This window comes from Rhizobium sp. TH2 (assembly GCF_024707525.1).
Taxonomy (GTDB): Bacteria; Pseudomonadota; Alphaproteobacteria; order Rhizobiales; family Rhizobiaceae; genus Rhizobium_E.
In genome coordinates, this window is sequence record NZ_CP062231.1 from 1320310 (window position 1) to 1341092 (window position 20783).

Consider the following 20783-nt stretch of genomic DNA (forward strand, 5'->3'; position numbering starts at 1 on the left):
ACGGAGGACGGCTAACTGGCGAGCACCTCCGGCTCCCTTTCACCCTTCCATTCGAATGTGATTGTCTCGCCCAGCCTGATATTCTGGATCAGATGCGGCCGGAACGCCGCGAGGCAGGTTCCGGCCCTTCGCCGAGCCGAGGGGTAGAGCACGCCGTTGCCACCGCCCTCGAATATCCGGCGCGCCAGCGCCTGACCGGCGGGGTAGGCCGTTGCGATATCCGGTGAGAGTGCCGGCTCGCCATCCATTCCGCGCAGATCATGGAACGGCCCGATGATCCCGGCGAGAAGCTCGCGATAGGCGGTGATGTTGTCATAGATGCCGACATGGTCGAGTTCACGAGTCAGGTGGAAGATCACTTCGGCCTGCGAGGTCTTTGCCGCATCCTTGCCGATCGCCGCATACCAGGCGCCGCGCCTGCCATCGTTGAAGCGGTTGCCATCGGGCTTCACATAGCAGAAGGCGGCGTTGACATAGGTGTAGCCGAAGCCGGCGGCGGGCGTGAGCAGTTCTGAGGGATCGACGTCCGGCGGCATCCGCACGGGCGCGAGGCGCGCCGAGGAGCGTCCCTCCAGCGCTTCCAGCACCTGCCGCTCCTCGTCCGTGTCGTAAAGCGGCGAGAGTGCAGGTTCGGTGATATAGGCGGTCGAAATCAGCCGGACGGTTGAGGGCTCGGCGATCTCGCTGACGGGGATTGATGCCGTCACAATCCACCCCGCATGGCATCGATATGATCGCGCACGCGCATCATTGCCGGTATGCCGCCGGAGATCATCAACCCGACCGGCGTCCGGCCCTCATAGAGCGGACCGCTGTTCTTCAGCGCCGGCCAGCCATATTCGAGTGGCCCATTGAAAAGCAGGCGCAAGCCCTTGAATATGCCGATGATCAGGCTCGCCCGCATGGCCTTGTCGCGATCCAGCGTACCGCGATACTGCCCCGCCTTCATCCGGTTCCAGGTGGCAATCGGCACGTCGAACAGCGCCGCCGCGTCGGCGTTCCTGAGTTTCCAGAGATCGGCCGTTCGCGTCACCGCCTTGACGACAGTGGCGACTTCGACTGCCGGGACCGGTTGGGGCTTGGTAGCGATTGCCATGAGTTCACCATAAGATTTGAATCTTCATATCATATGGTATACATTGTCAACGGCAGTCTGTCAAATATTGCACATGCCGTCCTTCAAACCAATACGCGACACTTCACACTTAGCACCCTGATGCGCTAATCATCTGCCATGCCCCATACCCTCGCTATCCATCCGCTCACCAAATCCGCCTTCGCGGCGTTCGGCGATCTCATCGAGGCCGATCCCGCCACCATGCGGCTGATCAATGGCGGCACGACCGAGCGGTTCCATGCGCTGGGTCACGCCCAGGCACTCGGCGAGGGGGCGGAGGTCATCATCAATCTGTTCCGCGGCCAGCCGCGCAGGTTGCCCTATACAGTCGATATGATGGAGCGCCATCCCTTCGGCAGCCAGAGCTTCCATCCGCTGCAGGAAAGGCCCTGGCTGGTGGTGGTGGCCGAGGACGAAGGCGGCAGGCCCGGCGTCCCGCGGGTATTTCTTGCGAGCGGTCGGCAGGGCGTCAACTACCGCGCGAATGTCTGGCATCATCCCTTGATGGCGCTCGAAGAAATCAGTGATTTTCTCGTTATCGACCGTAGCGGGCCGGGCAACAATCTGGAAGAATATTTCTATTCTGCACCATATGTCATTCTGGAGATTTCCCGATGAGCGGTCTCACAACCCATGTTCTCGATACCGGTCTCGGCCAGCCCGCCAAGGGCGTGATGATCGATATCTTCCGCATCAATGACGAAGTTCGCGAATATATCAGGACCGTGCACACCAATGCCGATGGCCGCATCGATGGCGGCCCGATCCTTCAGGGCGAGAATTTCCGCAAGGGCATCTACGAACTGGTCTTCCATGCCGGGCCGTATCTCCGCTTCCACGGCCACAAGCTCAGCGATCCGCCCTTCCTCGATGTCGTGCCGATCCGCTTCGGCGTCACCGATCCCGAGGCGCATTACCACGTGCCGCTGCTGATTTCAGCTTTCGGCTATGCGACTTATCGCGGCAGCTGATCAGCCCGCCAGCGGCGTATTCAATGGTCTGTTATTGATACCTCCGTGGCCGTCAACAAAGCCAAGTGGTCAGGGAACTGTAGCGGGCCGCGCGAAACACTTCCACTTCTGACTGCATGCTCTCTTGATTAAATCATACGTTTCATTGCAGATGATCTTGGGACAAAATCATTGCTGAAACACTTTTTAGAAAAGAGAGCGACGGATGGCCAAGACCACCACGATCAGGAAGATTTTGACCGATGAAGTCTTCATTGAGGACAACAATAACATCATCAATATCACCAGGACCGGCATGGTAATCACGGATACGCCCGATATGGGCGAACCCAATGCGACGGTCGGGGACAGCGATCTTGCCAAGAATAACATTTTCAACATCGATGGCAGCGTCATCGGTATGGAATTCGCAGCCTTTATCGGCGGGGAGGGATCCGAAATCCATGTTGGAGAGACCGGCTTTCTCCAGGGCGGCTGGGGCGCGGGCATGTCCGGGCTGGAGCAGGTCCTGGTCAATAACGGGTTGATTGTCGGCGGCGGCGGCATCGGTGTTTTCGTCCAGGCGAGCACCGATGGCAAGATCGTCAACAACGGCAAGATCCTGGGCAGTCAATATGCAATCGACGTTGCCCAGGGTGACGGACTGAGCATCACCAACGGCAGGAACGGCATAATTTCCGGGAATAACATAGCGATAACGATCGACCTCCAGACTGGTGACGCCAACAGGATCGTCAACCTGGGCTTGATCAATGTTACGGGAAGTTCCACCACGTCCATCGTTGATGCCGAAGGCAATATCAACATCCGCAACAAGGGCACCATTTCCGGCGGCGTCGATCTCGGCGAGGGCGACGATGTGTTCAACGGTCTCGGCGGCACGATGGTCCGAGGTTTTGTCATTGGCGGCCTCGGCAACGATACGATGTTCGTCGACAGCGCCGATCTCGGTCTGAGCGAGGAAATCGGCGAGGGAACCGATACGATCAAATCCGCGATATCCTACACACTCGACCTGAATGTCGAAAACCTGACCCTGCTCGGCAAGAAGAACATCGATGGCACCGGCAACAGCGAAAACAACATCCTGCACGGAAATGCCGGCGACAACACGCTGAATGGCGATATGGGCGACGATTCCATTTATGGTCACCGTGGAGACGACGAGCTGACGGGTTCTTCAGGCTCCGATACATTTTTCTTCGGAACCAAGGACGGCAACGACACCATCACCGACTTCGTATCCGGCGCGGTCGATCTCATCAATCTCTCTGCCTGGAAGGCATTCGACGATTTCGCCGACGTGCTGGCAAACGCCAAGGACAAGGGCACCGATGTCGTCATCACCTCAGGCAACGACAGCCTGACCATCGAAGATTATCACAAGGCCGATCTTCTCGACATCTTCTTCTCCTTCGTTTGAGTGCTTGTCTATCTTGGCGCGACGATGAAGCAGGGGGCCCGGCGTTTCGGCCGGGCCCGCGCTTGCGGCGGTCTTGGAGGCCTCGCGCCCGGTGGAGAGTGCCATGGCTGATACAGTCAAGATCGATGGCATTCAGGGCGACCTGTACAACCTCGCGACGACGAACTTCGCCGACGCGTAATCCCCGGCCTCGAACTCTGAAACAATCAAAACAGTCGAATGGACCATGTCGAAGGCTGCTATCTGCCTCAAGCAGCGCGAGTTCCGCGTGGAACACATCAAATTGCTCAAGGGAATAATCCATCCCCCGGCGCCGTCCCAACCTGTGAGACTGAAACAAAACGAACAAGCGGGACCAACAAGATGACAACGCACACGCAAAAGAACGATCTCACCGGCACCTGGAATATCGATACGAGCGACGACACTTGGATACTCGCCGGCAATGCGTCGATCACCACCAACGGCACCGAGGCGATCGACCTTGGTGCCGAATTCACCGGCAACACGATCAAGCTCCTTGGCGATATCAGTGTCGCCGGGCCCGTGATGCGGGCGATACGGATCGATGCCGAGGACACCAAACTTCTCATCGGCAAGAACTCGGTCATCGATGCGCCATTCGTCAATGTCGGCATCCATGTGACGGGTAGCGCAGCTGAAATCCACAATGCCGGCACGATCAATGCCAGCCTTTCGGGCATCGTCGGCGGGGAGTTCACCACGGTATACAATAGCGGCAGGATCTCGGCTGACCGCGCGGTCGCCGGCAACGAGAGCGGCCTTGAGGTCGTCAACTCCGGAAAGCTCCTTGGCGATACCTATGGCGTCAACGCGGTTGCTCAAGGCTCCGGCGTCAGAAACGAGACGGACGGCGTCATCAAGGGCGGCGACACCGCCGTCAACAGCACGGGCGAGGGTACGTTTGTCGTGATCAACCACGGCCTGATCAAGGGGCCGACCGCGATCGCCGACGCTGAAGGCGATGCCGCCATCAGCAACCGCAAGGGCGGCACGATCGATGGCGACGTGAAACTGGGAGCCGGCGAGGACACGTTCCAGATTCTTGGCGGCACGTTGAAAGGCACGGTCTTTGGCGGCGAGGATAATGACACGTATATCCTCTCCCACAAGTCGGGCGCCATCGCGGAGCTCTTCGACGAAGGCATGGATGAAGTCTTCGCCAAGTTTAGCTACACGCTCGGCGAAAACATCGAAAGCCTCACCCTTCTTGGCGGCAAGGACCTCAACGGCACCGGCAACGAGGGCAACAACTCGATTTATGGCAACAAGGGCGACAACGTCCTGCGGGGTATGAATGGCGAGGATTACCTCGGTTCCGGACGCGGCAACGACCTGATGATCGGCGGCGCCGACAGCGATATCTTCGAGTTCAACACGAAGAACGGCCACGACACGATCAAGGACTTCCAGGACGGATCGGATGTCATCTTCTCCAACTTCATCACGTCAGAGGCGGATGTTCAGAACATGCTGGACAACCATGCGACCGAAACCCAGGGCGGCGTGCTGATCGAATACGGCAAAAACTCGATGTTCATCAAGGGCATGGACCTCGATGACCTCGGCAATGACGACTTCATCCTCGGCTTCTGATCGCTTGAATTTCCAATCGAGGCCCTGCGGGAAACTTTCAGCAGGGTCTATCTCGATCTTCTCCGGCACCGGCATGGCGGCGATTGCCGGAGCGCCCCGGCAGGGCGGACCTCTGCTGCCGGGGGCAGATATCCAATCCAAATGTTTCACGCCCGCGTCACGCTGCGGCGCCAGGAAATTCATTTGCATACAAACGGGAATAAACCGGCCAACACCAGCGTCTTCCCCTTGAAATTTGAAGCAGACGTTAGGGACAGCCAGTGGCAACGCATTTCCAGAAGACCGACCGTGACACCTCGTGGGTGATGACGACGAGCAACGACACCTGGATTCTCACCAGGAATGCCGAGGTCGAGACCTCCGGCTTTTCCGGCATCGTTGAAGGCGCCGGCATCCAGAATTCCAACATTCGCATTCTCGGCGACGTGACGGCTTCCGGCGGCGGCATGTTCGCTGTCCGGTTCCAGGATGATGGCTCCAGGGTCTATGTCGGCAAGACCGGCCATCTCGACGGCCGCGATGCCTTCGGCGGCGTGATGATGGATGGCACTGGCACGGAACTGGTGAACCATGGCCTGATCCAGGGCGACTCCTCGGGTGTCTATGGCACAGGCGCAGGCAGGTTGGCGAATTATGGCGTGATCAAAGCGGAGAATGGCGTCTATTTCTCGGAAGGCGGCTTCGAGGTGATCAACGAGGGCCTGATCCGCGGCGGCAATTCCGACGCGGTCAGCGGCTATCTCGCGGGTTCCTCCATCGTCAACGAAAAGGGCGGGGTGCTCAGGTCTCTCCATGAGGTTGGGATCGAATTGATGGGCGCCGGCGGCGGCACGATCGAGAACCACGGCCTGATCAAGGCGCCGAGTGCCGCGATCATCGACGGCATCGGCAATATCGAGATCATCAATTCCGGCCGCATATCAGGCAATGTCTATATGGGCGACGGCAGCGATACGTTCGACGGACGGCGCGGCTCGATCACCGGCTCGGTCTACGGCGGCGATGACGGCGACACCTATTACATCGGCAAGTCGTCCGTGAAGGTCGTCGAGGTGCTCAGCGAGGGTTACGACTACGCGCTCTCGACCGTGAGTTACAAGCTGACCGCCAATGTCGAGTCGCTGCAACTCCTCGGCAAGAAGGACATCGATGCATCAGGTGAATTGGGCGGTAACCGCCTGATCGGCAACATCGGAGACAACGTGATCAAGGGGCGCGGTGGCAGCGATTACATCGCCGGCGGCGCGGGCAGGGACACGCTCGTCGGTGGTTCCGAGGGCGACACGTTCTTTTTCACTCTTAAGGGTGGACGTGATACGATCATCGACTTCGAGGATCATTTCGACAGGATCCGGATCGATGGCGTCATCAGCCAGTCCGGTTTCGACGATCTGGACATCACTGATGTCAAGGGCGGTGCGCTGATCGAATACCAGGGCGGCGAGATCCTGGTAAAGGGCATGGCCGCCGCCGATTTTGGCTGGATGGACGATTTCACCATCTGATTTCAATTGCCCGCCGAATATCCGGCGGCCGGTTTCGTCCAATCCGCATACCTCACATCAATATCTCCTTCTGACACCGGCGTTCAGTATCTGGTGATCAGATGCGCCCCGGCAAGGCGGACCACACACTGCCGGGGCGCGTTATTTTTCTGGTCTGTCCCATGCCGACCCGCCGCCCCGTCCGCATCGCGCATGCGTTTCCCAATCTCATTCATACGCTTGTTTCAGAGGTAACACGGCTTCCGACCGTCGGGAATAATCCCGTCTGCCGGTCCGTCGATTTCTTCGAACCATGAAACGAACGCTCCACAGGGCCGAAAGCCGCCATGGAGAGGTTTCGCCGCTATGAGCCCTGCCCCGAGGCCGCAACGACGGTCTCGGGCGAAAGCAGTTCTAAAAAATAAGTAATTGAATCAATTAAATTTTATCAATTTACCTGTTCCTCATGTAACTTCGCTCCCGAGTTTTTCCTGTAGCTTTTGTTTCAAGGAAGCCACCCGGCATCCTGAAACCGAAACTAAACCTACAAAGGAAAACCACCATGGGAACGATAAAGCAGAACCAGGATCTCGAAACGACCTGGATGATCGACACCTCGAACGACACCTACATCCTGGGCGCGAACGCCCTTATCGAGACGTCGGGAGAGTTCGCGATCGACGTCGCCGCCGGCTTCAACAACAACACGCTGATACTCAAGGGTGAAGCGACAGCCACCGACACGACCAGCGTCGTCCGTGTTGCCGGCAACAACACCCATGTCGACGTCCTGCTCGGCGGACATATCAACGGCCTCGGTGCCAATGTCGGCCTCAACGCCACCGGCGCGAACTTCTCGCTGAACAATGCGGGCGGCATCACCGGCTCGTCGTCGGCCGTTGCGGTCGGTGACTATGCGCAGGTCGTCAACAGCGGCCTGATGCTCAGCGGCCAGATCGGCCTGATGGCAGGCGATGGGCTTGATCTCACCAATAGCGGCCGCATTGCCGGCGATGTCTTCGGTGTCCTCGCCAACGCGGATGGAGCCGTGATCGAAAACCTCAAGGGTGGCAAGATCACCGCCGATACGACTGCCGTGCACCTCATCGGTGACGGGACCGCCGTGCTTCACAATTCCGGTCTGATCAAAGCCCAGACGGCGATCAACGACGGTGCTGCCGATACGACCGTCATCAACAAGGGCACGATCGACGGCAACGTCAATCTCGGCGCCGGCGAAGACGTCTTCAACACCCGCAAGGGCAATTTCGATGGCCAGGTGAATGGCGGTGACGGCAACGACATCTACATCATCGGCGACTCCCACACTGATATCGTCGAGCAGCCCGGTTTCGGCTACGACAAGGTCAAGTCCACTGTGTCCTTCACGCTGGGTGAAAACCTCGAGGACCTGATCCTGCAGGGCAACAAGAACGCCAGCGCCACCGGCAATGAAGGCGACAACGTGCTGACCGGCAACAAGGGCGACAACGTGCTCAAAGGCATGGCCGGCGAGGATTACCTGAAGGGCGGCAAGGGCGACGACAGGCTCTTCGGCGGCGCCGACCAGGACATGTTCGACTTCCGCAAGGGGAGCGGCCACGACGTGGTCGAGGACTTCGTCGATGGCGAGGACGTCATCTACACGCCCTTCGCCGGCAACGAAGCCGATCTCCTTGCCAATCATCTGACCCAGAAAAACGGCGGCGTGCTGCTTACCTACGGCGACGACTCGCTCTTCATCAAGGGCGTGACCTTGGCCGAGCTCGACGAGAGCGACTTCTTCACCATCTGACGCCGACCTGTGAAATCAGGTGCCGCGAACAGGGCGCCCCGGCGGGTTCACCGCCGGGGCTTTTGCGTTTCATCCGGCCGGTCACCGGATATGAATATTAGAATGTGCTGTCGCGTATCCTCAAGGCGTGGTGACTCGCCATGGCCCCGGATTCGCCGCTTGCGATCGAGTCGTAACGGGCTCACAGTCGCCGTTCATGCATTCGATCAGCCAACCTTTTAGGAGAACTGAAAATGCCTGTCCAAAACACCGACCGCAATACGCAGTGGCTTCTCAATCTTCCGAACGAAACCTGGACCCTGACCAAGAACGCCAAGATCACCACCTCTAATGAGGACGCGATCTTTGAGGGCGCTTTCAACAGCGAGATCATCATCAGGGGCGATATCAAGGTCGTCGGTATCGGCAGGGCGGGCATCAGGTTCGATGGCTCGACATCCTCCGTCGAAGTCGGCAAGGATTCCTTCATCAACTGCAAACATGCCTATTACGGCATCTCGGCTGACGGCGCCGGATCGGACGTCGTCAACCGCGGTATCATGAGGGGCGTCGAGGCGGGTTTCCACGGTGCCATATGGGCTGACTTGACGAATTTCGGCACCATAGGCGGCCATATCGCGGTCCATTTCGAAGGTGACGGCAGCCAGATTCACAATAACGGCCTGCTCGACGGTTCGAACTACGGCATTTCGGCCGGCGCCAATGGCACCTATATCTTCAACGATGCCGGCGCCCGAATATTGGGGCCGCTCAAGGCCATTCTGCTGAATGGAGCGGGCGACGCCCAAATCCTCAACCGGGGCACGATCGATGGCGGCGAGGTGGCCATCGAGCTTGATCTCGGCAACCTGCATTTCGTCAACAAGGGCAAGGTCTTGGGCGACGTGGTGCTCGCCGGCGGTAACAACTTCATCGACACAAGAAAGGGCGAGATCAAGGGCACGATCGAGGGCGGCGCCGGCGACGAGACGATCCTGGTCGCCAGCAAGGTCAAGTTCACTGACGGCAATGATTCCGATTACGACCGCGTGAGTTCGTCCGTGTCCTACAAGATCGGCCTGCATGTCGAGGCGCTCGACCTCAAGGGCAGGAAGAACATTGATGCCACCGGCAGCGTGCTCGACAATGACCTGACCGGCAACCGCGGCAACAATCACCTCAAGGGCCTGAACGGCGAAGACAATCTCTATGGCGCGAAGGGCAATGACGTCATGACCGGCGGACTGGCGAACGACATCTTCCATTTCCAACAGGGCGACGGTGTCGATCGCATCTCGGATTTTGAGGATGGTGGCGATCTCCTAGAAGCCCCGATGGTCCAGAGCCAGCTGCAGTTCGACAATCTCGATATCGTCCAGGTGAACGGCGATGTGGTGATCAAATTCGGTGGTGGCGACCGGTTGATCATCGAAGATACATTGAAGAGCAATATCACCTACGCCTATTTCGCCTGAATCCCGCTCTCGATTTCGAGCAAGACGCCCCGGTCCGTTCGGGGCGGCTTTGTTTCACGCCTGCGACGCGGCATCTGTCACCCTTGCATTGATTGATGGTGAAGATGGAGTGTACTCCGCCGGTTCGGGCTCCCACATCGCCGGCCAAACCGGCTCCTTGCTGATGTTGAAACAAAATTCACCCTGTCTCGACACTCCGATGAAACAAAAGCGTGAGATGTTACGTTCATGGGCAAGGAAATGATTAGCGAGGCCGAATAAACGGCGCCTGACAATCGTTTACCAGCCAAGTAACGGAGCCTCCGCACAATGCAAAAGGTGCTCCAAGCCAAGAGGATGAGACAATGACATTTGCGCTCGGCCTGTTCGCCACACTGATTTCGGCCATGTTCGTGGCCACGTTTGCATCCTCGATCATCGCTTCGAGCCGCGAGGCCCGCGAAGATCAGGAACGCCGTCTTTCGATTTTCTGAAGCCTCCCCCCAGGCTTTTGACCCCCAGTCCCGGAATGGCGTTCCCCTGCGCTGTTCCGGGATTTTTTTGTTGCTTGGCCGACCGCGTTTTCCCGCTAGATCGTTTCATTGTTAAATGGAAGCATTCTGCCGGAGCAGGTTTTCGTCAGGGCAGAGGCGATTGGCGAAGGGCATACCCCGATGTACGTCCGAGCCGATCGCCTCTGATCCTGGCGGAAAGATGCCCGGCCCCACCGGTCGCGCTTCGCGACGATCGGCGATTCTAATGTCTTGCAGATTTGCTTTAGCAAATCTGCGGGAGGGTTGGCCGATACGGGCCGCCTATTCGTTCGGTCGCCTTGGCCGTAGAACTGGGCTACGACGCGCGCCGACCGAACGAATATCCGACTCCGTCTCGGCCAACAGAATGATTCCATTTAACAATGAAGCGATCTAGACTGCCTTCATGCGATCGACTTCCACTACCGTCGAGGATTATCTCGCCGAGCTTGCGCCCACCAGGCGCGAAGCCCTCGAACGCGTCCGCGCCATCATTCTCGAAAACCTGCCCGAGGGATACGAGGAATCGATGAACTGGGGCATGATCGTCTACGAGGTGCCGCTCGCGATCCAGCCGAAGACCTATAACGGCCAGCCCTTGATGCTGGCGGCTTTGGCCAGCCAGAAAAACCATATGGCGGTCTATCTCTGCGGCCTCTATTGCGGTGTCCCCGGCGTCAAGGAGAGTTTCGAGCGGCGCTATCGCGAAAACGAGCTCAAGCTTGACATGGGTGCCGCCTGCGTCCGGTTCAAATCCCTCGACAAGCTCGATCTCGACGCGGTGGCGGAGGCGATACGTTCCGTACCGGTGACCGATTTCGTCAAGGCGTCGGCTCGGAAGCGCGGAACCTGACGCGTTCCACAATCGCCAATACGGGAAATTCGGTGTAGGGTTGAACCGGGACATTGGCGGCGACCGCAAGAGGAGCAAGATCCATGGTCGATACGATCCTTGTCGGTGTTCAGCAGTTCACCACATTCACGATCAACCAGAGCGGCAACATCTATATCTTCTTGCCCGACTCCTGGGTCTACACGGCCTCCGATCCAGCGGTGCACGTCACCGGGGCGGCGGGCGGCAACGTCCTGCGCATCAGGGGCACGATTGGTTCGGCCAGCGGCAGCGATCCTGCCCTCGATGTCGATGCCGAGGATACCCGGATCGTGATCGAGAAGAGCGGCAACATCACAGCACAGATAGGGATCGGGCTGGAGGATGTGTCCGCCGACATCATCAACAACGGTTTCATCAGCGGCGATTTGACCGGCATCCTGCTGGATGGATCGGTGGGCCGGCTGATCAACAATGGCCAGATCGCAGCGGCATCCGCCAGCAGCTATGCGGTCAGCCAGAGTACGGCCAGCGGTGACTTCCACCTCGAGAACCATGGCGTGATCTCGGGATATGGCGGGCTGGCGCTGGAAGCGGGCGAGTTGACGGTGACTCTCGGCAGGTCCAGCAGGATCTACGGTGTCATCGGGATGCTGGTAAGCTCCCAGTCGGGTGACACCGCTGAAGTGGTCAACCATGGCCTGATGTCGAACGCAGCGGGTTACGCCTACAACAGCGGCGCCGGCCGGGACACGTTCACCAATCGCGGGACCATATTTGGTGACATCAACTTCGGGGGCGGCGACGACCGGTTCATCGACAAGGGCAGGTTCGAAGGTTATATCAGCGGCGGTACCGGCGACGACCTCTTCGTGCTCAGGAAGGGGATATTGGTCGATGAGAACATCGGCGGTGGCACCGACAGCATCCGCATCGGCGTGACCTTCACATTGCCCGAAGAGGTGGAAAACCTGCGCTTGACGGGCAGCAGGAACGCCAACGCGACCGGCAACGCCGATGCCAATATCATGATCGGCAATGCGGGCGACAACCGGATCGCGGGCGGCACCGCTGCCGACACACTGTCCGGCGGCGGCGGTAGGGACACCTTCATCTACGCCAAGTTCGATGGCGGCGACACGATCACCGATTTCAAGCAGGGCCAGGACCGCATCCGCATCGAGGGCTTCACCCAGTTCAACAGTTTCGCCGACCTCGACTTCATCAAGTCGGGCAACAACGTCCGGATTTCCTTCGCCGACGAGAACGGTGCCGATTTCATCCTGGTGGAAAACCAGAAGATCGGCGACTTCGACAAAGCCGATTTCCTTTTCGGCTGAGACGGTTTCGCCACCGCGTACCGCGGAACGACGTTCCGCCGTTTTCGGCGTCAGATCACGAAAAAGTCCGCGGCAGTCAATCTAAGTGCCTTGGAGAGCGTGACGACCAGTTCGGCGGCGTCGCCGCCTTTGCCGTCCGCGTCGTAAAGCAGGCGGCCGGTATCGGTCTCGTAGATGATGCGGTCCTCGGCATCCTGCGCCTTGCCGCCTCTGTTGGCGATGAACGCATCGACTGCGAGCGCGCCGGCGGCGAGGCCGGCAAAGTCGATACTGTCCAGCCGGATCAGGTCGAATTTCGTGTTGAAATCCGTGATCCGGTCCGCGTTGGCGGCTATGGGAGCTGCGTCGAAAACGAAGGTATCGCGACCGCCGCCGCCAGAGAGAATGTCCTTTCCCGCGCCGCCGGCAAGGATCTCGTTGCCGGTCCCGCCGAGAACGGCATCGTCGCCGCTGCCGGCATCGACCAATGACTGGATGCCCTTTCGCCCGTCGAACTGGTCGTTCCCGCCGTCGAGATAGACGCTGCCCACGATCTCGCCCAGATTGACGATTTCCTCGACCGCGCTGCCGAACGCGCCCGTGATTGCATTACCGTCGAACGACGAAATCAGACCCCAGTTCCGGACGACGAACCTCTCCGATCCCTGGTGCGCGACCGCCCAGCTGGTCGCCTCGATCGTGCCGTGATTGTCGAGCCTGGATACGCTGCCGCCGGCGTCGTTGCCGATCACGGTGACGCCCTGGAAGGCGCTGTGGATTTCACCGCGATTGTCGATCCGCGAGCCGCTTCCCGTGAGTTGAATCGCGTTGAAATTCGGCACCATCCCTATCACCGATCCCTGCTCGCCGATGAACAGCTGCTGGCCCGCGTCGACATCCGGGTCGTCGCCCAGCAAGATCGCGCTGACGCCCACGACCGTACCCTCGACAAAGACCGAATGAAGGGAACCCGAACCCTGGATCGTGAAGGAGAGAAGGCTTGCGACGGTCACGTTCTCACCAACATAGGCGAATCCGAATCCCCCGAGATCGGCCTGGATGTTGTCGCCGATGCTATCCGCGTTGAAACTGTATGATGCCATGTCCCGTCCCCTCGGCCGCCGCCTGCACCAATGCCGCGATCCAGCCTGCCGCGGAAGATGACGCATCGGATACACGCCCGCAAGGTAAAACCCGTCATGCAGGTTGCAGCTTCGCCGTCACCTTGACCCTCGTCTCGAACCAGAAGTCAGCGATTGCGAAAAGGGGGATTTCTTCGCCACCAGTCAGGTGCGTGATCGCCTCTTCTTTTCTCGCCTGCAGATGGTAATGTCGCCGCGCAGTTGTTGCCGTCCAACCATTGGAGGAGTCGCATTGGCCACCCATTACTTTTCCAGCAGCAATTCCACGCAGATCCCCGCGCTGAGCGACAGTATCTATATTCTCGATCCCAGCTCATGGATACTCACCAACAGCGGCCCCGCAGTGTATCTTGGTACCCAGGCCCACGGAAACGAGCTTCGCATCCGGGGCACGCTTGGCTCATTCGGCACCGACCCCGTGCTCGACATCGATGCCGAGGGCACCAGGGTCACCGTCGACAAAGGCGGCTATCTCACCGGCACCAATGTCATAAGCCTCACCGCGGTATCCTCCGATATCGTCAACCGGGGCCATATCGACGCGAGCAATGTCGGCATCCACCTCCAGGAGTCCGCCGGCAGTCTCGTCAACTATGGCGAGATCTCCGCAGTCTTCAATGGCTTCGCCGTGCGCCAGAATGCGACGGCGGGCGCGTTCGAATTCGAAAATCATGGCGTCATCACCGGTTATGGCGCAATACGCCTCGAAGCGCCTGACATCACGATCACGCTCGGCAGGGCAAGCGAGATTCTCGCCGTCAACGCCGTCCAGGTCGTGTCCGGTGCTGGCGACATAGCCAGGATCACCAATGCAGGGCTGATTTCCGCGCGCGCCGGCGCCGCCTATTACGGTGGCGATGGAGAGGACAGCTTCGCCAATCGCGGGACCATCTACGGCGATATCTTCTTCGGCGCCGGCAACAACAGGTTCATCGACAAAGGAAAATTCGTCGGCCAGATCAACAGCGGCATCGGCGACGATCTTTTCGTCGTGAAATCGGCCGATATCGTTATCACCGACGGTGGGGGCATCGACACCGTGCGGACCGGCGTTTCCTACACGCTCGCCAGCGGACTCGAGAACCTCATTCTGACGGGCGGCAAGAACGCCAGCCTGACCGGCAGCGACGGCGCCAACACGCTCAGGGGCAATGGCGGCAATAACGACCTGGAGGGCGGGCTGGGCGACGATACCCTCACCGGCGGCGGCGGCCGGGATCTCTTCCGCTACGCCATGCTGGATGGCGGCGACACGATCACCGATTTCAAGCAGGGCCAGGATCGTATCCGCATCGAAGGCTTCACGCTCTACGACAGCTTTGGCGATCTTGACTTCGTCAAATCGGGCAATGACGTCCGCATCTCCTTCGCCGCCGAGAACGTCACCGATTTCATCCTGGTCGAGAAGCAAGTGATCGGCGACTTCGACAAGGGCGATTTCCTGTTCGGGTGAAGCGACCTACCGCTTCGCCCCCACGGCCCGTCTGCGTCCAAATACCGGCCGTTCCGCCGTCTGCGGCAGGGCAGGGGCGTCGTTGGCGTTGGCGGCCTGTTCGTCCTCTGGCGTCCGGCCTTCGGCATAGTCGTCGGCGCGCAGCCATGCGCGCATGCGGTCGTCACAACGTTCCGGATCGAGGCCGGACCACAGCGTGGCTGCGCGGCTCTCGGTGCCTGCCATCTCCTTGAGATGCGGGTAGAACTGGGTGAGCATGAAGCACCCGTCGGCCTCGTCGAGCCCCAGCGCCATCAGCGCGGTGCCCAACTGCTGGCCCGAGAGGTCGAGCATGATGCGTTCGGAGAGCCAGCGGCTGGAACCCAGCGCATCGGCCAGCGTGAAGGAAAAGCGGCGCGCTTCCTTCAACCGCGCGAAGCGGATCAGCAGGCTGGTGCGCGTATCGTCGATGCTTTCCGCCGTCTCGGCGTCGCGCGCCAGCGTGTCGCGATGGACCAGCGCCTTGAGCTGCTGGCGCAGTTGCTCCTCGCGCGTCACCGCGAAACCCTGTTCCTCGATCAGCGCGGTTTCCGCATCGCGTGGCGCGGCTTCGTCCTCGCCCCGGTGCTTTTCGAGCGCGGTATGCAGCGAGACCAGCGCATCCACCACATCAACGGAGAGGTTTTCGCGCGCGGCAACCGCCTTGGCATGGAGCGGACCCTGGGTGCGGGCGATCTGGATCAGCATTTCGTCGGATATCGCCGGGCTGGTGGTGATGAAGATCGCGGCGAGCGCGATCGGTTGTGTCGCAATGAACCAGGCGACCTGATCGGGCACGGTGGCGCAGCGCGAGATTGCAGCGATGGCGTTGCGCTTGGCTTCCACACGCGATGCCTTGAAGACCGGCTCGAAGAGTTCGGAAAACTGCCTCAGCTCGTGGCGGCCCGGCTGCGCCATGTTCTCGAAGCTCGACACAGTCGCCATCAGCACCACATCTTTCATCCGCATGAGCGGGGTTTCCAATTCTCTAAATCGGTCAGACACGCGAAAGTTACCTGCAATACGCATAAACAAGAGGTCGTTCTGAAAATTATATGCAAACTGTTTATGGAGTGTTAACTATGCCATGTTGTGATCACGAGTGCTAAGGGGGCGTTAATGTTTGGCGCCCAACGTGTTTCATGCGTAACAGACTGGCCGCCTGGGCTGAGGTAAAAGTTACCCCGACGGCTGAAGAAAGGAGAAAGACGCGACTGTCCCGATCCCGATTCAGGTTGAGGGAAAGCGTCTGCCGGCCATCGGCAGGATGAGATCGATCTCAAGTTCATCCGTCTCAAATCCTAATCAGGAGACGAGAGAATGGCAGAAGTGATACGATTACAGGAAAGGCTCGACAAACAGCCCAAGCGGCCGAGTGAGCCTTGCGAAGCCAGGATTTTGCTTTTCACCGGCGTCCGTTACGAGCGCTGGACCGATGAAGGCCACCGTCCCGAGACGCGGTCGACCGGCACAAAGCGGAAGAAGCATTGATTTGAATGGCAAATTGACCCTCCGGGCCGCCACCCGGGATTTTCACGCCAGGCGGCGTGTCTGACGACCCGGTCTGCGGGACGCTTCCCTTTATTTCCTCCGCGTGATTGCGGCTTTGCGCCTCGATGCGCTAGGACAGTTCCAGAGCCTCATTCTGGAATCATCATCATGCAAAAGTCCGAGATCGCTATCGCTGGCGACACATCAGGTGTCGAATTCCGCCTGCCCGTCGTCAAATTTCCGGGGGCCGACGCCTCCGCGCCGAAGACCTATATGCAGGCGGCACTCCATGCCGAGGAACTGCCCGGCGTCGCGGCCCTGCATTTCCTGATCCCCATGCTGGAAGCCGCCGAAAAGCGCGGCGATATCCTGGGCAGCATCACCATCGTGCCCAAGGCCAACCCGGTCGGCGCCAGCCAATATGTCAACGGCGCCAACGAAGGCCGTTTCGATCTTGGCAGCCGCACCAATTTCAACCGCGACTATCCGCTGCTGTCGGGCGATGAGCGCGACAGCCTGCTCGACGGCGTCGAAGAACTGCTCGCCGCCGAACAGCTCAAGCACCATCTGCTGCATATGGCGTCGGGCGCCGACCTGATGCTCGACCTTCATTGCGACGACGAAAGCCAGCTCTACGCCTATCTGCATGAGGTCTGGTGGCCTGAGGCGACCGATCTCGCAGAGAGCATCGGCCTCGAAGCCGTGCTGCTCTCCGACGGCAAGTCATCCGCCTTTGAAGACGCAGTCACGCATGCCTGGCAGCACGGCCCGCTCGGCAACCGCAAGGCCTGGCACGAAGGCCGCATCTCGCTGACCATGGAGTTTCGCGGCCTCGCCGATGTCGATCCCGTCCTCGGCCGCATGGACGCCGAGGGCCTCTACGCCTTCCTGCAGCGCCGCGGCGTGCTCAAAGGCGAGCCGATCCGCAAGGAAAGCTTCGAAGGCGTCGTCGCCGGCCTCGACTATGTCCAGATGGTCGATGCACCGGTCACCGGCATGGTGCTGTTCGAGCGCGAATACGGCGAGGTCGTGGAAAAGGGCGACCATCTCGCCACCATCGTCACCACGCCGGGCGACGCCGCGGGCGACGTGAAGGTTACCGCTCCCGCCGAGGGCACGATCGTCACCCGCATCACCAGGCGCTTCGTGCGCCGGACCGACAACCTGATGAAGATCGCCAGCCGGGAATTGTCGCAGGCCAAGCGGAAGAAGGGCGGCGGGCTGGAGGATTGAGGGGAACAAAGTCTCGTTCCTACCTTTGGGCAAACAAAAAGCCGGCTGTCGTTGCAGCCGGGTTCGCTTGTTGACAGACTTCGCACAACCCACGACGTGTTCCTCGGGCTTGCCCCGAGGATCGGCGAGCCTTTCATGGTCAAATTGAAACGTTCTGCCAGAGCAGGTTTTCGTCGGGGCTCAAGCGATCGGCAAGCGTCGTACATGGGCGAGCGGCCAAGGCGATCGCCTCTGATCCTGGCGGAAAGATGTCCGGGGCCGTATGTGAGGCGGCCCCCCGCGGCCCACGGACAGTGCCTCGATCGGTAGTAGCTGTGTCTGGAAATTGGTGGGCCGAAGGCTGCGCCCCTGCACGGTTTGCGCCTGGCCTGAATGTATCTTATCGTGAGCGGAGTGTCGGGCTGTTCTGGGGGAGATCGAATGTCGGCATTGCCTTTCTCCAGGATTTCCGCGCGGCTGAACGCGCTTCTCGCTGCTATCGGATTGCTGGCGGTTGCTGCACTGACGACGCCGGACATTTCCGCACAAACTGGCTACTTGCTGCAGATCCTGCTCGCCGGCATCTGGACCGTCTATGGACTGCAACTTATCGGGACGCTGATCGTGCAGCGGACAAGCGGGGACAGCATAAACCTGCCTGCGCTGACCATCGATGTGCTCGCTGTTCTGATCCCGCTTGCTGCGTTCCTTTTGATAGGCACGCGTGATCGATATCTCTATTGTGCAATCTGGCTGCTGAAGCCCCTGCGCCATTCCACCTACTTCCGGCTGCTGGGCAGGGTCCTGGCCAACGAGGCGCGCAATCTGATCGGTGTCACCTCGATTTTCGGCATCGTCCTGTTCGGCACTGCGCTTGCCGCATATCTCATCGAGCGTGACGCTCAGCCGGACGACTTCGGTAGCATTCCCCAGGCGATGTGGTGGGCGGTGGCGACGCTGACCACAACCGGCTATGGCGATGCGACTCCTCAGAGTTTCGCCGGTCGCGTCCTTGCCGGATTGGTGATGATGAGTGGCATCGGCATCTTTGCGCTCTGGGCCGGCATCCTCGCCACCGGTTTCTACCAAGAAGTCCGCCGTCAGGACTTCGTGCGCAATTGGCAACTGGTTGCGGCCGTGCCGCTGTTCCAGAAGCTTGGGCCGGCTGCGCTCATCGAGGTCGTCCGCGCGCTCAGGCCACGCATTGTGCCGGCTGGCACCGTTATCTGCCGCAAGGGTGAGACGGGAGAACAGATGTTCTTCATCGTCGAGGGCCGTGTCACGGTCACGACCCCGAGCCCGGTGGAGCTCGGACCTGGCGGCTTCTTCGGCGAGATGGCGCTCGTCAGCGGCCAGCCCCGTTCGGCGACGGTCAGTGCCGCAACCGAGGTCTCGTTACTGTCGCTACACGCAATCGACTTCCAGATTCTGTCGAGCAGCAATACCGAAATCGCGGATATCATCCACAGGACCGCGCGTGAGCGGCGCGACTTGTTGCCGAAAGCTTGAGAGCCTCATCTCTCCACTGAACCGCATGGCGAAAGCGACGATGTCCACTCAGCTTCCCGATAAGAAGGGCGGCTCGCGCCGTCCTACTTATATGTCTTCAAACCGTTTCAAGTGCTGTAAGTAATTGAAATAACGTATTTATCTTCCGCTACCAGATGCTCGGGACAAGCCCGAGGATGCCGTGGAAGCGTTTGTCGGCGGCCGCAGCCGGTTCTTGCGACCGGCCGCCTAGCATGTCTCGCAATCCGCCGGAAAAGATCACACGACGTCGAAATACTCGTCCGCGTGCTGCTTGACGTGGTCGATATCGACGCCTTTGAGCACGATCTTGGTGCCTTTGCCGAGATTGATCTCGACGTCGCCGTTCTTCAGCTCCTTGGCGTGCTTGGCCACGTCGTCGGCATCCTTGATGCCCTTGAAGCCGCCCTTGGATATGTGGATCATATCGACGCCGAACTCGAAATCCGTGATCGTGTCCTTGCCGGAACCCTTGGTGAACACGAACGTGTCCGCCCCTTCGCCGCCGGTCAGCTGGTCCTTGCCCTGGCCGCCGTTGAGGAAATCGTCACCGTCAAGGCCGAAAAGCTGGTCCTTGCCCTGTTTGCCGAACAGGAAATCCTGAAGATCGGTCACACCGTCCGCGGCGTTGAGAATGTCGCTCTTGTTGGTTCCGGTAATCGTTGCCATGCTGCTATCTCTCTCTCATTGCGAATCAGTTTCGTAAGATTTGCGGGTTTTATTTCAAAAAGATCGGCAATATGCAATCAACCTAAAGTGCTTATTGCGCTTCTTACGGCCGCATCGCTTGGCACCCTTAACGGCGCCTTAAGTTTCCGTTGCCGCCGTCCCGCCTCCGGACAACGTCTGAACCATTAGAATCCTCTGATAATCCAGCCTGGCACAGCCTTTGCGTCTTAGTTTGCGGGGGCTGGAGCGCAAGCGGCCGCCATTGCCAGGGGAAGCAACACTGATCACCGGTAAGTGATTGCAATGTTATCGGATTTTCAGTGGAACCTTTTCCCGCTCATTGCGTTTGATGCGCCGGAGAATGAGCATGACAGACGACAAATTTTTCAGCATACCGGTAACCCTGAGTTCGGGCGGCGCCCGAAAAATCACCATCAGAAGCGCTGGCGAGGCAGCCTGGTTCCTGGCCGAGAAATGGCCGAGGCTCGATGGTTCCGCCTTCATGAAGGCGTTGCGCGCCTGCGCCGCCGTGCTTGATGGCCGCCGCCCCGTCATCCATGCCCGCCGCGCGCTGCTGCTCGCCGCCCGCGAGGCCGAACTGGCGGTCGACGGGCGCTGAGCCCGGGCTATGAATGGTCGCATGATGCGAGCGGTCCGACCCGCTTCGCCAACGCGGATGGTTTGCGATTCCACGCCTCCGGTTGAAAATCGCCGAAATCGCCTCGGCCCGAACGTCGCGACAGTCTT

Annotated in this window: 20 protein-coding genes; 15 read left to right on the top strand and 5 right to left on the bottom strand. The window is 59.6% G+C overall.

Annotation, left to right across the window (positions count from 1 at the left end):
* Window positions 1–11: 11 nt before the first annotated feature.
* On the bottom strand, window positions 12–707 hold the full coding sequence (locus IHQ71_RS06735; RefSeq protein ID WP_258161181.1) for an RES family NAD+ phosphorylase: 696 nt from the start codon (window positions 705–707) through the stop codon (window positions 12–14).
* Window positions 704–1096, bottom strand: a complete 393-nt coding sequence (locus tag IHQ71_RS06740) for an antitoxin Xre-like helix-turn-helix domain-containing protein (RefSeq protein ID WP_258161182.1) — start codon at window positions 1094–1096, stop codon at window positions 704–706. Before IHQ71_RS06740 ends, IHQ71_RS06735 begins: the two co-directional genes overlap by 4 nt.
* A gap of 138 nt (window positions 1097–1234) precedes the next feature.
* Here IHQ71_RS06740 and IHQ71_RS06745 point away from each other — a divergent pair, with 138 nt between their 5' ends.
* The 10 genes from IHQ71_RS06745 (at window position 1235) to IHQ71_RS06790 (ending at window position 12545) form a co-directional block, all read left to right on the top strand.
* On the top strand, window positions 1235–1735 hold the full coding sequence (locus IHQ71_RS06745) for an ureidoglycolate lyase (RefSeq protein ID WP_258161183.1): 501 nt from the start codon (window positions 1235–1237) through the stop codon (window positions 1733–1735).
* A complete protein-coding gene (gene uraH, locus IHQ71_RS06750; RefSeq protein WP_258161184.1) occupies window positions 1732–2088 on the top strand; it encodes a hydroxyisourate hydrolase in 357 nt (118 codons plus the stop codon). Before IHQ71_RS06745 ends, uraH begins: the two co-directional genes overlap by 4 nt.
* Before the next feature lie 205 nt (window positions 2089–2293).
* A complete protein-coding gene (locus tag IHQ71_RS06755; protein ID WP_258161185.1) occupies window positions 2294–3511 on the top strand; it encodes a calcium-binding protein in 1218 nt (405 codons plus the stop codon).
* Between the two features lie 363 nt (window positions 3512–3874).
* The gene (locus tag IHQ71_RS06760; RefSeq protein WP_258161186.1) at window positions 3875–5128 is read left to right on the top strand and encodes a calcium-binding protein; all 1254 of its coding nucleotides are present in this window, start codon (window positions 3875–3877) and stop codon (window positions 5126–5128) included.
* A 260-nt stretch (window positions 5129–5388) separates the two neighbouring features.
* Entirely contained in the window at window positions 5389–6633 is a 1245-nt protein-coding gene (locus IHQ71_RS06765) for a calcium-binding protein (protein ID WP_258161187.1), read from the top strand.
* A 541-nt stretch (window positions 6634–7174) separates the two neighbouring features.
* On the top strand, window positions 7175–8407 hold the full coding sequence (locus IHQ71_RS06770; RefSeq protein ID WP_258161188.1) for a calcium-binding protein: 1233 nt from the start codon (window positions 7175–7177) through the stop codon (window positions 8405–8407).
* Between the two features lie 233 nt (window positions 8408–8640).
* Complete coding sequence (locus IHQ71_RS06775) at window positions 8641–9861, top strand: hypothetical protein (protein WP_258161189.1); 1221 nt, start codon at window positions 8641–8643, stop codon at window positions 9859–9861.
* Between the two features lie 344 nt (window positions 9862–10205).
* On the top strand, window positions 10206–10334 hold the full coding sequence (locus tag IHQ71_RS06780) for a hypothetical protein (protein ID WP_258161190.1): 129 nt from the start codon (window positions 10206–10208) through the stop codon (window positions 10332–10334).
* Window positions 10335–10779: 445 nt separating this feature from the next.
* Window positions 10780–11226 carry a DUF1801 domain-containing protein gene (locus IHQ71_RS06785; protein ID WP_258161191.1) on the top strand — a complete coding sequence of 149 codons (447 nt, stop codon included), beginning with the start codon at window positions 10780–10782 and terminating at the stop codon, window positions 11224–11226.
* Window positions 11227–11309: 83 nt separating this feature from the next.
* Window positions 11310–12545 carry a M10 family metallopeptidase C-terminal domain-containing protein gene (locus IHQ71_RS06790; RefSeq protein WP_258161192.1) on the top strand — a complete coding sequence of 412 codons (1236 nt, stop codon included), beginning with the start codon at window positions 11310–11312 and terminating at the stop codon, window positions 12543–12545.
* Between the two features lie 50 nt (window positions 12546–12595).
* Here IHQ71_RS06790 and IHQ71_RS06795 read toward each other — a convergent pair whose 3' ends face one another.
* Window positions 12596–13627 (bottom strand): calcium-binding protein, encoded by a 1032-nt coding sequence (locus IHQ71_RS06795; protein ID WP_258161193.1) that lies wholly within the window; start codon window positions 13625–13627, stop codon window positions 12596–12598.
* Window positions 13628–13898: 271 nt separating this feature from the next.
* Between IHQ71_RS06795 and IHQ71_RS06800 the strand changes: the two genes are divergently transcribed.
* The gene (locus tag IHQ71_RS06800) at window positions 13899–15119 is read left to right on the top strand and encodes a hypothetical protein (RefSeq protein WP_258161194.1); all 1221 of its coding nucleotides are present in this window, start codon (window positions 13899–13901) and stop codon (window positions 15117–15119) included.
* Between the two features lie 6 nt (window positions 15120–15125).
* Here the strand turns inward: IHQ71_RS06800 and IHQ71_RS06805 are convergent, their stop codons facing one another.
* Entirely contained in the window at window positions 15126–16106 is a 981-nt protein-coding gene (locus tag IHQ71_RS06805) for a DUF2336 domain-containing protein (RefSeq protein WP_258161195.1), read from the bottom strand.
* Window positions 16107–16457: 351 nt separating this feature from the next.
* On the opposite strand from IHQ71_RS06805, the gene IHQ71_RS06810 reads away from it, so the two are divergent.
* The 3 genes from IHQ71_RS06810 (at window position 16458) to IHQ71_RS06820 (ending at window position 19349) form a co-directional block, all read left to right on the top strand.
* A complete protein-coding gene (locus IHQ71_RS06810) occupies window positions 16458–16628 on the top strand; it encodes a hypothetical protein (RefSeq protein WP_258161196.1) in 171 nt (56 codons plus the stop codon).
* Window positions 16629–16796: 168 nt separating this feature from the next.
* Window positions 16797–17861, top strand: coding sequence for a succinylglutamate desuccinylase/aspartoacylase family protein (locus tag IHQ71_RS06815; RefSeq protein ID WP_258161197.1), 1065 nt, complete (start codon window positions 16797–16799; stop codon window positions 17859–17861).
* Window positions 17862–18281: 420 nt separating this feature from the next.
* Complete coding sequence (locus tag IHQ71_RS06820; protein ID WP_258161198.1) at window positions 18282–19349, top strand: cyclic nucleotide-gated ion channel; 1068 nt, start codon at window positions 18282–18284, stop codon at window positions 19347–19349.
* Between the two features lie 258 nt (window positions 19350–19607).
* On the opposite strand, the gene IHQ71_RS31880 is transcribed toward IHQ71_RS06820, so the two are convergent.
* Window positions 19608–20036, bottom strand: a complete 429-nt coding sequence (locus tag IHQ71_RS31880; RefSeq protein ID WP_308737922.1) for a M10 family metallopeptidase C-terminal domain-containing protein — start codon at window positions 20034–20036, stop codon at window positions 19608–19610.
* Window positions 20037–20403: 367 nt separating this feature from the next.
* On the opposite strand from IHQ71_RS31880, the gene IHQ71_RS06830 reads away from it, so the two are divergent.
* Window positions 20404–20655 carry a DUF982 domain-containing protein gene (locus IHQ71_RS06830; protein ID WP_258161199.1) on the top strand — a complete coding sequence of 84 codons (252 nt, stop codon included), beginning with the start codon at window positions 20404–20406 and terminating at the stop codon, window positions 20653–20655.
* Window positions 20656–20783: the final 128 nt, after the last annotated feature.

Excerpts from the sequence above, each read along its gene's own strand:
- IHQ71_RS06740 (WP_258161182.1), bottom strand. The coding sequence starts at position 1,096 with ATGGCAATCGCTACCAAGCCCCAACCGGTCCCGGCAGTCGAAGTCGCC.
- IHQ71_RS06745 (WP_258161183.1), top strand. The coding sequence starts at position 1,235 with ATGCCCCATACCCTCGCTATCCATCCGCTCACCAAATCCGCCTTCGCG.
- uraH (WP_258161184.1), top strand. The coding sequence starts at position 1,732 with ATGAGCGGTCTCACAACCCATGTTCTCGATACCGGTCTCGGCCAGCCC.
- IHQ71_RS06755 (WP_258161185.1), top strand. The coding sequence starts at position 2,294 with ATGGCCAAGACCACCACGATCAGGAAGATTTTGACCGATGAAGTCTTC.
- IHQ71_RS06760 (WP_258161186.1), top strand. The coding sequence starts at position 3,875 with ATGACAACGCACACGCAAAAGAACGATCTCACCGGCACCTGGAATATC.
- IHQ71_RS06770 (WP_258161188.1), top strand. The coding sequence starts at position 7,175 with ATGGGAACGATAAAGCAGAACCAGGATCTCGAAACGACCTGGATGATC.
- IHQ71_RS06775 (WP_258161189.1), top strand. The coding sequence starts at position 8,641 with ATGCCTGTCCAAAACACCGACCGCAATACGCAGTGGCTTCTCAATCTT.
- IHQ71_RS06780 (WP_258161190.1), top strand. The coding sequence starts at position 10,206 with ATGACATTTGCGCTCGGCCTGTTCGCCACACTGATTTCGGCCATGTTC.
- IHQ71_RS06785 (WP_258161191.1), top strand. The coding sequence starts at position 10,780 with ATGCGATCGACTTCCACTACCGTCGAGGATTATCTCGCCGAGCTTGCG.
- IHQ71_RS06790 (WP_258161192.1), top strand. The coding sequence starts at position 11,310 with ATGGTCGATACGATCCTTGTCGGTGTTCAGCAGTTCACCACATTCACG.
- IHQ71_RS06795 (WP_258161193.1), bottom strand. The coding sequence starts at position 13,627 with ATGGCATCATACAGTTTCAACGCGGATAGCATCGGCGACAACATCCAG.
- IHQ71_RS06805 (WP_258161195.1), bottom strand. The coding sequence starts at position 16,106 with ATGCGGATGAAAGATGTGGTGCTGATGGCGACTGTGTCGAGCTTCGAG.
- IHQ71_RS06810 (WP_258161196.1), top strand. The coding sequence starts at position 16,458 with ATGGCAGAAGTGATACGATTACAGGAAAGGCTCGACAAACAGCCCAAG.
- IHQ71_RS06815 (WP_258161197.1), top strand. The coding sequence starts at position 16,797 with ATGCAAAAGTCCGAGATCGCTATCGCTGGCGACACATCAGGTGTCGAA.
- IHQ71_RS06820 (WP_258161198.1), top strand. The coding sequence starts at position 18,282 with ATGTCGGCATTGCCTTTCTCCAGGATTTCCGCGCGGCTGAACGCGCTT.
- IHQ71_RS31880 (WP_308737922.1), bottom strand. The coding sequence starts at position 20,036 with ATGGCAACGATTACCGGAACCAACAAGAGCGACATTCTCAACGCCGCG.
- IHQ71_RS06830 (WP_258161199.1), top strand. The coding sequence starts at position 20,404 with ATGACAGACGACAAATTTTTCAGCATACCGGTAACCCTGAGTTCGGGC.